This window comes from Botrimarina hoheduenensis (assembly GCF_007859815.1).
GTDB lineage: Bacteria > Planctomycetota > Planctomycetia > Pirellulales > Lacipirellulaceae > Botrimarina > Botrimarina hoheduenensis.
In genome coordinates this window covers 123,639-139,198 of the sequence record NZ_SJPH01000009.1, presented here as the reverse complement: position 1 = coordinate 139,198, position 15,560 = coordinate 123,639, and the positions used below count along the sequence as shown (strand labels likewise).

Genomic DNA, 15,560 nt, shown 5'->3' with positions numbered 1-15,560 from the left:
CGAAGTCAGCGGGCCAGAAGCGGCCGAAGCGGCCAGAGAAGAAGGGGCGGCACATTGGATGCCGCGGCCGCGGGCGTGCCGCCGGGGCCGCGAACAGCGGCCCCGGCGGCAAACGCCAAGCGAACGTGTGAGCAAGCTCAGATCACGCGGACGTTCTCGGCACACGGGCCTTTCTGACCCTGTGCTTCGGTGAACGAAACGCGCTGCCCCTCGCGGAGCTGGTCGTAGCCGCCACCTTCAACACTCGACGAGTGGAAGAACAAGTCCTTCGCGCTGCCGACGTCGATAAAGCCAAAGCCTTTTTCGGTGAGTCGCTTGATCGTGCCTTCAGCCATTTTTCTTCACTCGTTTTTTCTAAAAAGTCATGCGTCCCGCAGTCGTGCGGATGACGCTTCGGTCGCCGCAAAGGGCAGCCACCGCATCGGAGAAGTCGTAAACTTAGCAGCGTGGAGCGGATAATGCTATCGGTTGCGGCCCGACATTCTTGGAAAGGCTCGTCTTCTTCAGTGGGACAACCGGCACGGAAATCGCAGATTGCCAGATCGAGCAAAGCGGAGGGATTACGCCCGCCAGGGCATGCAGCCGGCTTGCTGCGGTTGTCCTACGGTCCTCTATAACGGCCGCAAAACCGGTTCCGATTGCGTGTTTTCGAGAGATAATCACGCAATCGCCACACGCATTCGTTGTTGGATCCGTTGGCCTGATTTATAAAAAGAAGGAGCAGAGCGTGTGGTGGCCCCCGTTTGCCGTGAAGGCTGTGCGGACGTCGCGGCGCTTTTTGGACAAGTTCCCACCGCAACAAGAGGCGAAACCACGGATGCTGAACCGAACGAAGCGAATCTCCTTGACGTGCTTGGCAGCCACTCTGCCCTGCTTGGCAGCCACTCTGTTGGTTCCGGCGATCGCCGTGGGCCAGCGTTCCCTGGGGATCGATGTGTCGGCTTGGCAAGGCAATATCTCGCAGAGCGAGTGGAATCAGCTACGGAACAACAATAACCGCGAGTTTGTCTTTATCCGCTCCAGCCGCGGCGGAACGACCGGCTTCTACAACCAGAACGACGCCAACAACAACCAGGGCAACAACACCCTCTCGCAAAGGTACGACGACCCTTACTTCGTTCAGAATATCACCCGCGCTACCAGCGTCGGGATGCTGGCGGGTCCCTACCATTTTTCGCGTCCCGACATTGTCGCCTCGACACTCAACTCGGGGGGGATCGCGAACACCGGCACCGATGAGGCCAATCATTTCATCCAGATGGCAGGTGCCTGGATGCGGCCCGGCTACCTGCTGCCCGTGTTCGACCTTGAAGCGGGAGACGGCATCCGTACCGATCAGCAGATCACGCAGTACTCGATCGATTTCTCGAACCGGATCTACGAGGTAACCGGGGTCCGTCCGATCATGTACATCAACGGCAACTACGCGGCGTTCGTCGTGCAGTCGCCGATCCAGGACTACTTTCCGGTGCTGTGGACAGCCCGCTACGCCAACCAGAGCGACCCGGACTCGATCCCGGTCCAAACCGGCCACCCTAAAGACACTTTCAGCCAGTTCTACGGGCCTTGGGACACCCCCGCGGATCCCCATCCGTGGGACTTTTGGCAGTACGCCAGTACCGCGCGCTTGAGTGGCTATCGGAATGGCGGGGCTAACCTCGACGTCAATGTTGCTCAGGGGGGCCCCGAGTTTCTCAAAGACAACCTGGTGCCTGCCCTGTGGGTAAGCGGCAGCAACGGAGCGTGGAGCACCCTGTCGAACTGGAACAGCGGCCAAGCCCCCGTGGCACCCGTCCAAGGTCCGGGCCAGGGAACCCGCGTGGGGCCGCTAACGCTCCCCGCCGCTCGGCTGCCGGGTCCGCTGGACACCGTGATTCTTGATCGAACGGCAGAAAACGTGACCGTCACGATCGATGGCGGCGTCCACGAGGTCCGCAAGCTCGTGGCGCGCGAAGCATTAACCCTCTCGGGCGGATCCCTGACGGTCAATTACACGCCGGTCGCTGAGTCGACCCCCTATTCGGCCCAGTTCTCTGCGCCGGTCAGCCTCGCGGTGGGATCCTTAAGCGCGCACACGCTCCTGATCGATGCGGTACAGACCTTCACGATCAGCGGCGGCGAACTAACGTTCGATCGGGTCAACCTCACCCCGCACAGCCTAGTGCCTGCGAGCATCGCAATCAGCGGCAATACGACGTTCAGCCCGTGGGGCACAACCACCGCCACCATCGGCAGAGGTATTGGGACCGGCACCTCGGGGACCGTGTCTTTGACCAACGGTTCGCGAACCCTGACCGTTAACGATGGTGCCGCGGAGGTGGACGTCTCGATCGACGCGGAGATCACTGCCGGGTCACTGGTCAAGCAGGGCGACGGCGTTCTGCGACTCACGGCAGCCAACACCCACAGCGGCACCTTTGTCACCGGGGGCAAGTTGCTGGTTGAGAACACCACCGGCTCGGGAACCGGACTTGGCCCCGTAGCGGTACTTGCTGGTGCTACGCTCGGCGGCAGCGGTGCTGTTGCAGGGCCAACGCTGATCGACGGAACCCTGGCACCGGGGGCTTCGATCGGCACGCTGACGATCGCTTCCGTCGAGATGCGAGCGGGCTCGAAGCTGGAGATTGAGATCGACTCGGCCGTGAGCTACGACCAGTTGACCTTGCTTGGCGCTCTGACGGTTGATCCGTCCGCAACCATCGAAGTGACTTTTGGTGCCGGTTACACACCGGCCTTCGGCGACAGTTTTGCGATCGTCGGCGGAGCGTCGAACGTCACCGGGGAGTTTGGCAGTGTGGTCTCCTCGGGGCCCGCGTTGGTCGCCAGGAACGTGGCAGGCGGCGTCGTTCTGGAAGTGCTTTCCGGACTGCCTGGCGACTACAACAACGACGGCTCCGTGGACGCGGCCGACTACACGGTGTGGAGCAACAACTACGGCCAGTCGGCAACCAATCTGCTCAATACCAACGGAGCAGGCGAGGTCGATGCCTCGTACTACACGGTGTGGCGTGACAATCTGGGAGCCTCGTTGCCCACAACGGCGAGCGCGGTACCCGAGCCGGGAAGCCTCGCACTCGCCATGCTCATGGGGATGGCCTTCGCCACACAACGCCGCGGCCAATAAACAACGCAACGACAAGCAGCCCAATCAAGACCTGTTAACGGCCCTCTGCGGCTAGAAGTGCGTCGGTTGCCTCTTCAGAAATTGGCCGTGCCCTAATTGGCCGACAAACTTGCCATCGCGGACCATCACTTCTCCGCGGACAGTCACCGCTTCGCACCGCCCTTGGACGCGCCACCCTTCAAAGGCGTCGTAGTCGGTCGCCATCAGATGCGTTTCGGCCGATAGGGTTTCTTCGACCCCGGGGTCGTATACAACCAGATCGGCATCGGCTCCGACGGCGATCGTCCCCTTGCGGGGGAAGAGTCCGAAGAGTTTTGCCGCCTGCGTGCTCGCGGCATCGACGAACGTATTGAGGTCGATCCGTCCGGTTGCAACACCGTGCGTGTAGAGCAGCCGAATCCGGTGCTCGACGCTCGGGATGCCGTTGGGGATCTTGGTGAAATCGCCGCGGCCCATTTCTTTTTGCCCTTGAAAGTCGAACGGAGCGTGGTCGGTTGCGACGGTGGAGACGGCGCGGCTGCGGAGCGCATCCCACAGGAAGGGCTGATGGCGTGCTGCTCGGATCGGGGGCGACATGACGAACTTGGCTCCCTCGAAGTCCGCGTGGCCGGTTGCAGGACCCCGCTGCGCGGCGGTGTCATCGAGCACCAAGTAGGGGATCACCGTCTCGACCCACGCGTTCACGCCCCGCAAGCGGGCTTCCGTCGCGGCGTGAACGGCACCCTTGCAGCTTGTGTGGACCACATAGACATGCGCCCCGGTCAGTTCGGCGAAGGTCATCAGATGGCGCACGCCCTCCGTTTCAACCTGCACCGGTCGCGAGGGCTCGTGCCACTCGGGACCGGTCTTCCCGCTGGCGAGTAATTCGGCTTGGAGCTTTGCTACCAGCGACTCGTTCTCGCAGTGAGCCGTGACAATCACGCCCAGCTCCTTGGCTAGCTTCAGCGTCTGATACAGCTCGTCGTCGTCGACGCCCAGCGCCCCTTTGTAGGCCAGAAAGACCTTGAAGCTTGCCGTTCCGTCGGCAACGATCTCGCGCATCGCAGCGGGCGTCGACTCGTCAAACCGAGTCACCCCCATGTGGAACGCGAAGTCGCAGGCCGAGGTTCCTTCGGCCTTAGCCTTCCACTGGTGATACGCCTGAACCGGGTCTTCCGCCCGACCCGGGCAGACCATCTCGATCAGTGTCGTCGTGCCACCGACCAGCGCCGCCCGACTTGCCGAGTCGTAGGTGTCCTTGGCGTAGGTGCCCATAAAGGGCAGATAGATGTGCACATGGGGGTCGATAAAGCCGGGAAACACGAGCTTACCCGTCGCGTCGATTACCGTGGCATCGGCGGGTACGGCAAGGTCGCGACCGAGGGCGACGATGGTTTCGCCCTGGCAGTGGATATCTCCCACAAACGAATCGGTAGCGGTGACAACTTGACCGTTTTTAATTAGCAGCGACACGGCTAATCCTTGCTGAAACGTTGAGTAATCAAACGCGAGGGACTTCGACAGAAACGCTCGGAGGGCCGGTTCTCCGCCGCAGCGCGGTTCGCGCCGCGGCACCGGGTCTGACTAAGAAGATAACCACCTCGCCTGTGCGGACGCGACCCGTACGGTACATTTGCACGCATGGATCCGCTCGACAGCGTCGCCCCTTCTGTTGCCCTGGACCGCTTGCTGCGGATGATCGGCTCGGTTGGCACGGAAACGCTGCAGCGACCAACCCCGCGCGAACTAGCGGGGCGTGTCCTCGCGGAGCCGCTGGTACTCGATCGCGACAGCCCGGCCTGCGACGTCAGCGCAATGGACGGCTTCGCGGTCCGGATGGCAGAAATCGCAGCGGGCCCGCTGCCCGTCGGTGGCGAATGCCGGATCGGCACCGCTCCCCCGCGCCTCGCGGCCGGCATCGCCTTGAGGATCTATACGGGCAGCCCCATTCCAGCGGGGGCGGATACAGTCGTGCCGCTCGAGTTGGTCAAGGAAACCGATGGCACAGTTCTTCTGCACGCCGTCGATAGCCTGACAGCGGGGGCTAACCTCCGCCGGCAAGGCGAGAACGCCCGGTGCGGAGCCCAGGTGATCCCGGTGGGCACGATGATTTCGCCAGCGGCAATGACCGCGTTGGCCGCGGTCGGGCCACCTACCGTGGCGGTTTATCGTCGTCTGCGTCTCGCTATCTTGACGACTGGCGATGAACTGGTCTCAGGGCCAACAATCAGTCATGGCACAACGCTCACTCGTTGGCAACTACGAGACAGCAACGGCCCCGCATTGGAGGCCTTGTTCGGAACGGCCAGTTGGATCGGTACCGTAACGCGGGGCCACGTTCTGGACACGCTTGCGGGGCTGAGCGATGCGATCCGTGCGGCAAGCGCGGAAGCCGACGCGCTCGTGCTCACCGGCGGTGTCTCCAAAGGCGCTTACGATCACGTGCCCGCTGCGGTTCTGGCCGCAGGTGGCGAGGGGGTGTTCCATCGGCTGAACGCCCGCCCCGGCCGGCCTACTTTTGCGGCCGTGATCGATGGCAAGCCCATCATCGGGCTGCCTGGCAATCCCCTGGCGGTGCTGACCAGCGGCCGCCGCATCGTAACACCAGCGCTCCGTCAAAGGGCGGGCTTCTCCGCGTGCGATCCCCCCTCGCCAACCGTGGAGCTGGTGGAGTGGAGCGGCAAGTCGCTGCCGCTAACGTGGTGGCGTCCGGTGACATTGATCGGCCCGGGGCACGCAACGCTTGCCGACCTGCGGGGTTCCGGTGATACCTGCGGTCCCGCCTCCAGCGACGGTTTTATCGAGGCCCCTCCCAACTCGGACAAAGCAGGAATCTACGGGTACTATTCCTGGATGATCTAAGCGCTCTGCCGCGTGCCACCAAGCCCTCTTGCGTACCCCCCCTTGCCTGCCCCGCAGGTAACGACCGAAAGATCACGCGCCGATGTCTGAAGCACAACTAGCTCATCTGGATGCAACGGGGCGAGCACGCATGGTGGATGTCGGTTCAAAACCGATGACCGACCGTCAGGCGGTCGCCGAAGGACGCGTCGTCGTCGGCCCGAAGGTTGCAGCGGCAATCCGCGCCAACACGCTGAAAAAAGGGGACCTGCTCCAAGTGGCAAGGCTCGGCGGCGTGCAAACCGCCAAACGAACCGCCGATCTGATCCTCATGTGTCACCCCTTGCCGCTAGCGCACATTGAGGTCGAGGCAGAGCTTGACGGCGAAGTTGTTTTGATCCGAGCCACGACGCGTGTGGTGGCGCAAACCGGTGTCGAGATGGAGGCGCTTGCGGCCGTGGCGGGTGCTGCACTGAACGTGGTCGATATGGGCAAATCACTTAATCCGGCCATCACGATCGAATCGCTCCGTGTTGTTGAGAAGCACGGGGGGAAGTCGGGCCCGCGTGTGAAGCCGATCGCGGAAACCGGGCTGCGCTTTGCCATTCTAACGGCCAGTGACTCGCGCAGCTCCGGAGCGATGCAAGACCTTGCGACAGGCCCGCTCGCCGAAGCGGCGGCCGCGCTGCTCGGGGCAAACCTGGTCGCTACGGCGCTGGTGCCCGACGAAGAGAACACCATCGCCGGACAGCTTGCACAGTGGGTTGCCGCCGAGCCGGCACCGCACCTGATCCTCACGACCGGAGGCACGGGGATGGGACCGCGTGACGTCACGCCCGAAGCCACAGCGCGGGTGATTGAACGCCCCCATCCGGGGCTGCTCGAGCTTGCACGGTCGCGCTGCCTGCCGGGCAAGCCACACGCCTTTCTGTCGCGGGCGATCGCCGGTGTCGCGGGCAAGACCCTGATCATCAATCTGCCCGGTTCGCCGCTCGGTGCGGTCGAGACGCTCCGGCTGATGGCCGACGTGCTACCGCACGCGCTCGAAACGCTCCGCGGTAGTGAGACGACTCATCCGCTTGCCTGATAGAAAGTTTGGGCCACCGTTGCGCTAGCGGCTAGTCGTTCGACAAACGGTAAACCGGCATTTTCCAGAGCGGTATTGATTGCTTCATCTGGTTAATAAACCGATCGATCGCCCCGATCGCTTCAGCGCGATGAGCCGCCGCAACGATCAGCCGAAACGAGACCTGCCCCGCCGCCACACAGCCGACGCTGTGCTCGACCCGCATTGCGATCAGGCCAAAGTCCGTAAGGGTCCGGTTCGCCAAGCGCTGGAGCTCGCGAGTCGTGAGCGGCTCGTAGGCTTCGTAGTCGAGCGCATCGAGAGGTTCCCCGTTCTCGGTGGGACGAACGATTCCCTCAAACAAGAGCACGGCTCCCGCGTCGCAGGCAAGTAGCGGCCGAGAAGGCCCGATCGGTCCCGTGACGAGTTGTACGCTGATCGCCGAATCGCTCATCCGCCCGACACCATTCCGATCAGCGCGACTTCATCGCCGGGCTTAATGGGTGTGTGACTCTCGGCGAATTCATGATTGACCGCTAACCGACTTGCCGGCAACGAAGCGGCTAGTTGCGGCACGGACTCCGCCAGGGTGGCGAGAACCCGCGCGGCGGTAATGCGGTCTTCTAAGATTTCAACGGGCAGGCTAGGGCTACCGACCAGGCGAGCTTGCGGACCGAACAGAAGCACTTGAACCACCATCGCGCTAGCCCCCGATTGCCGACATGGTGCGTAGCGGTTGGACAAACCCCGGCAAGTTGACGCCGTGACCGGCCGCCTTGCCGCGAATCGAGGCAGCCATCAACTCAGCGATCCCTTCGTCGCCAACGCCAGTCCGCATGGCACCGCGTAAATCGGTCTCAGTGGAACTGAATAAGCAGTTACGGGCCTGCCCATCGGCCGTAACGCGAAAACGATCGCACGCTGCGCAGAAGGGCTCGCTGACTGTGGGAATAAATCCGATCCGGCCACGGCCGTCGATGAACTCGTACTCGGCTGCCGGGCTACCGGTGGGCCGTTCGATCGGGCGTAGCGGCATAATGCCCGCTGCCAACGCTTGCCGAATCTCATTCGCGTAAAGCACTTTGCTGCGATCCCATTCGTGCGTGGCATCGAGCGGCATGTACTCGATGAAGCGGACTTCCCTACCGGTATCGCGAGCGAAGCGGCCAAAAGGCAGCACCTCTGATTCCGTCACACCGCGAAGCGATACCACATTGATCTTGATCGTTTCAAAGCCGGCAGACCGGGCCGCTTCGATCCCTGCCAAAACGCGGTCGTAATCGTCGCGACGGGTGAGCCGCTGGAAGACGACCGGGTCGAGCGCGTCGAGACTGATGTTGAGTCGCTTCAGTCCGGCTGAGCGAAGCGCCGTGGCCTGATCGGCCAATAACACACCGTTGGTCGTCAGCGCTAGGTCTTCAAGGCCGACTGTGCCCGCGAGCATCTCAACCAATCTTGGCAGGTCGCGCCGCACCAAGGGCTCGCCGCCTGTCAGCCGAACCTGCCGAATCCCCGCGGCCACAGCGATGCGGACCAATCGAGCGATCTCCTCGAAGGTCAGCAGATCGGCTTTAGGAGCCAGCGGAATCCCTTCTGCCGGCATGCAGTACTGGCAACGCAGGTTGCAGCGGTCGGTTACGCTCACACGCAGCTTGGTGTGGCGGCGACCGAAGCCATCGATCAAGGGAGTAAACGGCACGAAAGATTTGTCGGGGTCTGCGGAACGCGTTGGTGGTGGAAAGTGCTTGCTGTGGAATAGCCGGGAAGCAATCGGCAAGCAACCAAGTGTACCGGAACCTACCGAGGCCAAAGCTGATAGGACCGAAGCGAACCGTTGCGGCTGACCGCAGTGATGCTAGTATTAGCGACTTGGCTAGCGAAACCTCGTTAGATTTATCGCCAAAGCGGAATCCTATGAGGGCTTGCTGCCTCTCCCCTTATCTCCAGATGATCGCCTGACAGATGTACTCAACTCCGCGTTTGGCTACCACGTGGGCCCGATTAGCTGCCTACCGGGCGAAGCTCTCGCTGCTGATTGTTGGTTGCGCACTGGCGGCTTGCCAGCTCCTTGAGGCACAGGAAGTGCCCGAGTGGGAGAACCCGGCAGTCTTTGGCGACAATGAGTTGCCCACACGCGCGTCGTTCTGGCATTTCCCGACCGCCCAGATGGCGCTGGAATCGCTCCAAGCGGGCGGCAATCGGCGTGACGCCTCGCCCTACGTGCAGTTGCTCAACGGCAAATGGAAGTTCCGGTACTCAGCCCAGGTAGAACAGCGGCCGGCGGACTTCTTCGAGCCTGAGTACGACGACTCGGGGTGGGGATCGATCAACGTTCCCTCGAACTGGGAACTGCAAGGGCACGGCACGCCGATCTACACCAATATGGTGTATCCGTTCGACAAGAACCCGCCCAAGATTGCAGGCCACAACGGTCGGCCCGTGGGTTCGTATCGTACACGGTTCAGCGTTCCTGAGTCGTGGCTCAAGCGCCGCGTCGAGATCTGTTTCGATGGCGTCGAAAGCGCGTTCTATCTGTGGGTCAATGGCCAGAAGGTTGGCTACTCCGAAGATAGTCGCATCCCCGCGCGTTTCGATCTGACGCCCTACCTCAAGTCGGGCGAGAACCTGCTAGCGGTGGAAGTGTATCGCTGGAGCGACGCCTCGTACCTGGAAGATCAAGACTTCTGGCGGCTGAGCGGCATCTTTCGCGATGTCTTCCTCGAGCGTTTGCCCGAGGCACGCCTCGAAGACCTGAGCATAACCCCTCAGGTGAGCCCCGATGGTTCACGCACGGGGGTCAATCTACTGACAAGCGTCGGGGGTTCCGCCAAAGCTGTCCGAGTTGTTGCCGAATTATTCGACAAGGAGGGGCAGAGCGTCGCTCGTTCCGATTCCGGTACGGCTAGCGGCAAAGCCAAGATCGGCTACGGATTGGTTCTCGATAAGCCGCAGCTTTGGACCGCCGAAACACCGTATCTTTATCGACTTGTCGTGAGCCTGATCGATCCGCAGCGGGGTATCACCTATGACGCCACGGCCGTAAACGTCGGTCTGCGGACGGTCGAAATCAAGGAGGGCGTTCTGCTGGTGAACGGCAAGTACGTTTATCTCAACGGCGTGAACCGACACGAGCATCACCCGGTAACCGGTCACACGATCGATCGGGCGTCGATGATCGAAGACATCCGTCTTATGAAGCAGAACAATATCAACGCGGTACGGACCTGCCACTATCCGAACGTGCCAGCATGGTATGACTTGTGCGACGAATACGGCCTCTACGTCATCGACGAGGCCAATATCGAATCGCACGGGATGGGCTACGGCCCCGAGTCGCTGGCGAAAGATCCGGCTTGGGCCGCTGCGCACCTAGATCGCACTCGACGCATGGTTGAGCGAGACAAGAATCACCCCTCGATCATCATCTGGTCGCTCGGCAACGAGGCGGGCAACGGCGTGAACTTCATGGCGACCTATGACTGGGTCAAACAGCGCGACGCTTCACGGCCGGTCCAATACGAGCAAGCCTATTACAAGGATCGAAACACGGACATCCGCTGCCCGATGTACGACACGATCGATCGGATCGTCGAGTATGCGGAAGGCCGAATGCCCGGTGTCACGGTGGATCGCCCGCTGATCTTGTGCGAGTACGAGCACGCGATGGGCAACAGCGTTGGCAACCTGGCCGACTACTGGAAAGCGATCCGTTCGCACCGTGCTTTGCAGGGCGGTTTCATCTGGGACTGGGTCGATCAGGGGCTCGTTAAGAAAGACGCTGCTGGGACCCTGTTCTACGCCTACGGGGGTGACTTCGGCGACACGCCCAACGACGCCAACTTCTGCTTCAACGGCCTCGTGCAAGCCGACCGCAAGCCCAACCCCTCGCTCAGCGAAGTCAGGAAGGTCTATCAGCGGATCGAGACGCTGCCCGGTAGCGACTCCGCTGATCATATCTTGGTCAAGAACGCCTACGACTTCCGCACGCTTGATGGGGTGCAGATCGAATGGCGTTTAGAAGTGGACGGAGAGCCTCTCGCGAGCGGAACGCAACCCTCCCCCGCCGTGCCTGCGGGCGCGCAAGCCAATGTGCAACTAGACGGCTTTCCTGCTCTGACCGCGAACGGCAAAGAAGCGTTCTTGCTGGTACGCTTCGTTCAGCCAGGGGCGACCGCCTGGTCCGAAGCGGGGCACGTGCTGGCATGGGACCAGCTGCCGGTGCCCGTCACCATGAGGCCCCATGTTCCTCGCCCTGTGTCAGCGGCGGTGACTTTCAGCGAAACGCCAGAAGTCATTAATCTTCAAGCCGCGGGGTCGGCTGTCACCATTTCAAAGCAAACTGGGCTTCTCGTCTCATTGCGCCACGACGGAAGCGAGTTGCTGGCTTCACCGCTTAAGCCAAACTACTGGCGTGTGCCTACCGACAACGACCGCGGCAATAAGATGACCGAACGGCAAGGCGTGTGGCGAAAGGCGAGCGAGTCACGCAAGCTAGAATCAGTTGAATCGAAATCCTCAGCCAATTGGCATGAAGTGCATGCCAGCAGCAAGCTGCTGGACGGTCGCGCCCGTGAGGAGTTGGTTTATCGGCTCTCCTCGGAGGGGCAACTCGCCATTTCGCACCACGTGCAGCGAGAGGCATCGCTACCGGAGTTTCCCCGCGTGGGGTTGACCACCACGCTGCCCGATCGCATCGAAGAGTCATCTTGGTACGGTCTGGGTCCGCACGAAACCTATTGGGATCGTAAAGCCGGCGCATGGGTCGGCCTTCACAAGTCTCCCGCCAGCGAACTGGCGTTCGACTACCTGCGTCCGCAAGAGAATGGCAACCGCTCCGAAGTCCGTTGGCTGAATCTGGTCGATAGCCAGGGAGACGGCCTCCGCGTTACCGGCAATCCCCGCTTCGACTTCAGCGTCTGGCCTTACACAGCTGACGACTTGCAGCAGGCTAAGCACCCCCACGAAATCGTCCGAGGCAAGACGCTCACGCTCAATCTTGACTATCGGCAAATGGGCGTGGCGGGCGACAACTCCTGGGGAGCCTTAGCGCACCCCCCCTATCGGCTGTCCAAACCGGAGTACCAATGGCGCGTGACGCTTTCCCCGACAAGAGCCGCCCCCTAGATAGCTACCCGTTGACTTGCCGACTCGCACTGGCTTATCCCTCAAACAATCAAACCGAAGTTACTCCGTGGCGCTAGAATACGCTGTTCCGCTAGAAGCGCTTGTCGACCGCGCAGTTAACGCTTTCCGTGGGACCTACGGTCGGGAGCCAAGCGTTGTTGTGGCGGCACCGGGGCGGGTTAATCTGATTGGCGAGCATACCGATTACAACGATGGCTACGTTCTGCCGATGGCCATCGAGCGCTACACGGTGGTGGCGGTGGATGCTGCTCAGCATGACGCCGTGCGTTTGGAAAGCGCGACAATGGGCGACACGGCAACGCTCGGATTAAAGCAGCGTGCCGATCTGGCGGAGCAGCCCGGTTGGGCTAAGTACGCGCAGGGAGTGCTCGACGCGTTGCGCGAAGCCGGTTTTGTTCTCAAGCCGATGGAGGGCGTGATCGATTCGACCGTTCCGCTGGGAGGCGGGCTCTCGAGCAGCGCGGCTCTGGAAGTGAGCCTCATGACGGCGATCGAAGCGGTTTCTGCGCTCGCAATAACGGCGCAAGAGAAAGCACTGCTCGCCCAAAAGGCGGAGCACAAAGCGGGCATGCCCTGTGGGGTGATGGATCAATTCAGCTCCGCATTGTGCGAGGCAGGCAACCTGATGCTGCTCGATTGCCGCTCGCTCGAGCGGCAATCGGTTCCGCTGGCTGATCCCAATATTTCCGTGCTGATCATCAACAGCAACGTCAAGCACGAACTTACGGGCGGCGAATATGCCGAGCGTCGCGCTCAGTGCGAAGAGGCCGCCAAGCTGCTGGGGGTCGCGTCGCTACGCGAGGCGAGCCTCGATCAGCTGGCCGCCTGGGAGCCCTCGGCCCCACCGGTCGTGTTTCGCCGGGCTCGGCATGTGGTGGGCGAAATCGCCCGAACCACGCAGGCGGCCCAAGCGCTCGCGGAGGGGGATTACGCCTCGGTAGGCCAACTCATGTACGAAAGTCACGCCGCGATGCGTGACGACTTCGAAATCACCGTGCCTGAGATCGACACCCTCGTCGAGCTGGCTCGCGAAATAGGGCTCGAAGGTGGCGTCTACGGCTCACGCATGACGGGCGGCGGCTTTGGCGGCTGCACGGTATCGCTTGTTCGCACGGCCGACGCCGAGGGCATCGCCAAGTCAATCGCCGAGGGCTACACGGCCCAAACCGGCCAGCGCTCAACCCAGTTCATCACCCGCCCCGCCCAAGGCGCGCGCAGACTCTAGCGGGCGGCAATCGGGCGGTGGAAACCGTATCGGCTAGCCTTGGCCAACCGACCTTGGCATAATCCTCGCAGCGTGGCAGCCGAGGTCAACGACCAAGGGGCGAAGCGCCTCGTGCCTCACACTCCTTCTTCTCTCATCTCGTAGCTTAGGCAGGCGGACGTGAACGCAGTCGATATCGCAGTCTTTGTGGCGTTTATCGCCTCGGTTGTGTTCGTTGGTCTGTGGAAGAGCCGCGAAGCGGACGGCGAAAAAGACGCCCAAGATTTCTTTCTTGCCGGTCGGGGGCTCACCTGGTGGCTGGTCGGCTTCTCGCTGATCGCCGCGAACATCAGCACCGAGCAGTTTGTCGGCATGAGCGGCTCGGCCGCGAGCCACGTGGGCTTGGCGATCGCCAGTTACGAGTGGATGGCCGCCGTCACCCTGGTGGTCGTGGCGTTCTGCTTTCTGCCCTACTTCCTGCGGGCCGGCATCTACACAATCCCCGAGTTTCTCGAGTACCGCTTCAACGGCTGGGCCCGGCTGATCATGGCGGCGATGACCGTCTTGATCTACCTGTTGCTGCTCGGTGCCGTCACTTACTCGGGAGCATTGACCGTACAGACGCTCGGTAAGACCTATGGCTACACCATTGAGCTGTGGCAACCCTCTCTCGTGATCGCGCTGATCGCGATGGTCTATGTGGTCGCCGGAGGATTAAAGGCATCGGTGTGGGCCGACCTGCTGCAGGGTTCGGCGCTGATCCTAGGCGGTGCCCTGATCATGTGGCTCGCGTTCGATCGGCTCGGGTCGGCAACCGAAGCCGCCACCGTTGGCGTCGGTGGAGCCGTTGAAGTTCTAACGCTCGATCCCGAGAAGGGGGCGTTCGAGCGCTTCATGGACCTCAACTCGAACCGTCTGAACATGTTTCTGCCCGAGGACGACCATGTGCTTCCTTGGACTGCGCTCCTGCTGGGTCTGTGGATCCCTAACTTCTACTATTGGGGCCTAAACCAGTACATCACTCAGCGCACTCTGGGTTCTTCGAGCCTTTCTCAGGGACAAAAAGGAATTGTCTTTGCTTCTTATCTTAAGCTCATCATTCCGTTTGTCGTGGTCATCCCGGGCATTATCGCCTTCAACCTCTTTCACGAAGAGATGCGTCTGGAGGCGCGGGGCGACCGGGCAGGAGCGATCGCCCTCTACTCCAAAGCGAATCCCGAGACGCGCTTCGTACGCATCCTGGATAACGCTCAGCCGGAAGAACTCGATTCCCATCAAGGGCCCGATTACCTCGTCTCGGTTTACGATAGCGAAAAGCCCACGCTCCCCAAGAACCCGCTCGTGATGGCGATCTCTCGCAAAGATTACGACGAGATCAAGCCGGCTCAGCATCAGGTCTTTAGCTACAAAGAAGACAAAGTGTGGGCCACGCTCAACCCCGAATTCGCGGAGGAGATCATCGGCTATAACGCCGTGGTCGACAAAGCAGCGAAGTCCTCCAAGCTAGCGACCACCTCCGAAGCACTCGTGGCCTACAAGTACGATACGGCTCTCGGTTTGCTGCTGGCGATGCTGCCGAAGAACACGGGCATGCTCGGCTTCGTGCTCGCTGCGCTTTTGGGGGCAGTGGTTAGTTCACTCCCGGCGATGCTGAACGCCGCGTCATCGATCTTCACGCTCGATCTGTTCCAGAAGCACGTCGCTCCGAACGCGTCGCAGGCAACGATTGTGCTGACCGGCCGGATCGCGGTGGTTGTCTTTGCGATCGTCGCGTGTGGGCTCGCACCGCTGCTGGGCGACCCGAACATTTCCAATTCAATCTTTGCCATCATCCAAGAATCGCAGGGGCTGATCTCGCCCGGCATCTTGGCGGTGTTCATCACCGGTTTGTTATTGCGGCGTTGCCCGCGGTGGGCGGGCACGATGGGCCTGTTGACCAGCATCGTTTGCTACGCGGGCCTCAAATACATCGCCCCCGAAATCCAGTTCTTAAACCGCATGGCGATTGTCTTCGCGCTATGCGTTGCGATGATGGCGGCGGCAACCAAGCTGGCCCCGCTTGCCGAGCCCATCGTCTTCGAGACCAAGACCCAGATCAATCTGGACGAATCGAAGGGGGCCAAGACAGCGGGGATTATTTGCGTGCTGTTGACACTAGCGCTGTACGTTGTGTTCAGCCCGCTGGGCGTGGCACGCTAAGA

The 15,560-nt window shown here is 61.6% G+C and carries 11 protein-coding genes; 6 read left to right on the top strand and 5 right to left on the bottom strand.

All coding sequences use genetic code 11. The annotated features are described in order from the left end of the window. Positions 1–137 precede the first annotated feature (137 nt). Positions 138–335 (bottom strand): cold-shock protein, encoded by a 198-nt coding sequence (locus tag Pla111_RS15375; protein ID WP_146575335.1) that lies wholly within the window; start codon positions 333–335, stop codon positions 138–140. Between the two features lie 518 nt (positions 336–853). Between Pla111_RS15375 and Pla111_RS15370 the strand changes: the two genes are divergently transcribed. Then, positions 854–3,124, top strand: coding sequence for a GH25 family lysozyme (locus Pla111_RS15370; protein ID WP_231931089.1), 2,271 nt, complete (start codon positions 854–856; stop codon positions 3,122–3,124). A gap of 51 nt (positions 3,125–3,175) precedes the next feature. Here the strand turns inward: Pla111_RS15370 and hydA are convergent, their stop codons facing one another. Then, the gene (hydA, locus tag Pla111_RS15365; protein WP_146575333.1) at positions 3,176–4,576 is read right to left on the bottom strand and encodes a dihydropyrimidinase; all 1,401 of its coding nucleotides are present in this window, start codon (positions 4,574–4,576) and stop codon (positions 3,176–3,178) included. Between the two features lie 168 nt (positions 4,577–4,744). Between hydA and Pla111_RS15360 the strand changes: the two genes are divergently transcribed. Together Pla111_RS15360 and moaC are read left to right on the top strand one after the other, a co-directional pair. Further along, entirely contained in the window at positions 4,745–5,965 is a 1,221-nt protein-coding gene (locus Pla111_RS15360) for a molybdopterin molybdotransferase MoeA (protein WP_146575332.1), read from the top strand. A gap of 82 nt (positions 5,966–6,047) precedes the next feature. Further along, positions 6,048–7,031 (top strand): cyclic pyranopterin monophosphate synthase MoaC, encoded by a 984-nt coding sequence (gene moaC, locus Pla111_RS15355; RefSeq protein WP_146575331.1) that lies wholly within the window; start codon positions 6,048–6,050, stop codon positions 7,029–7,031. Between the two features lie 31 nt (positions 7,032–7,062). Here the strand turns inward: moaC and Pla111_RS15350 are convergent, their stop codons facing one another. The 3 genes from Pla111_RS15350 to moaA are packed head-to-tail and all read right to left on the bottom strand — an operon-like array spanning position 7,063 to position 8,709. Beyond that, complete coding sequence (locus Pla111_RS15350) at positions 7,063–7,464, bottom strand: molybdopterin synthase catalytic subunit (RefSeq protein WP_146575330.1); 402 nt, start codon at positions 7,462–7,464, stop codon at positions 7,063–7,065. Further along, entirely contained in the window at positions 7,461–7,709 is a 249-nt protein-coding gene (locus tag Pla111_RS15345; RefSeq protein ID WP_146575329.1) for a MoaD/ThiS family protein, read from the bottom strand. Before Pla111_RS15345 ends, Pla111_RS15350 begins: the two co-directional genes overlap by 4 nt. 4 nt (positions 7,710–7,713) lie before the next feature. Next, positions 7,714–8,709: a GTP 3',8-cyclase MoaA gene (gene moaA, locus Pla111_RS15340; RefSeq protein ID WP_146575328.1), complete on the bottom strand. Its 996-nt coding sequence runs from the start codon at positions 8,707–8,709 to the stop codon at positions 7,714–7,716. Between the two features lie 263 nt (positions 8,710–8,972). Here moaA and Pla111_RS15335 point away from each other — a divergent pair, with 263 nt between their 5' ends. The 3 genes from Pla111_RS15335 (at position 8,973) to Pla111_RS15325 (ending at position 15,558) form a co-directional block, all read left to right on the top strand. Next, a complete protein-coding gene (locus Pla111_RS15335) occupies positions 8,973–12,134 on the top strand; it encodes a glycoside hydrolase family 2 TIM barrel-domain containing protein (protein ID WP_146575327.1) in 3,162 nt (1,053 codons plus the stop codon). A 67-nt stretch (positions 12,135–12,201) separates the two neighbouring features. Beyond that, positions 12,202–13,380: a galactokinase gene (gene galK, locus Pla111_RS15330; protein ID WP_197525071.1), complete on the top strand. Its 1,179-nt coding sequence runs from the start codon at positions 12,202–12,204 to the stop codon at positions 13,378–13,380. Between the two features lie 159 nt (positions 13,381–13,539). Further along, positions 13,540–15,558 carry a sodium:solute symporter family transporter gene (locus Pla111_RS15325; RefSeq protein WP_146575325.1) on the top strand — a complete coding sequence of 673 codons (2,019 nt, stop codon included), beginning with the start codon at positions 13,540–13,542 and terminating at the stop codon, positions 15,556–15,558. Positions 15,559–15,560: the final 2 nt, after the last annotated feature.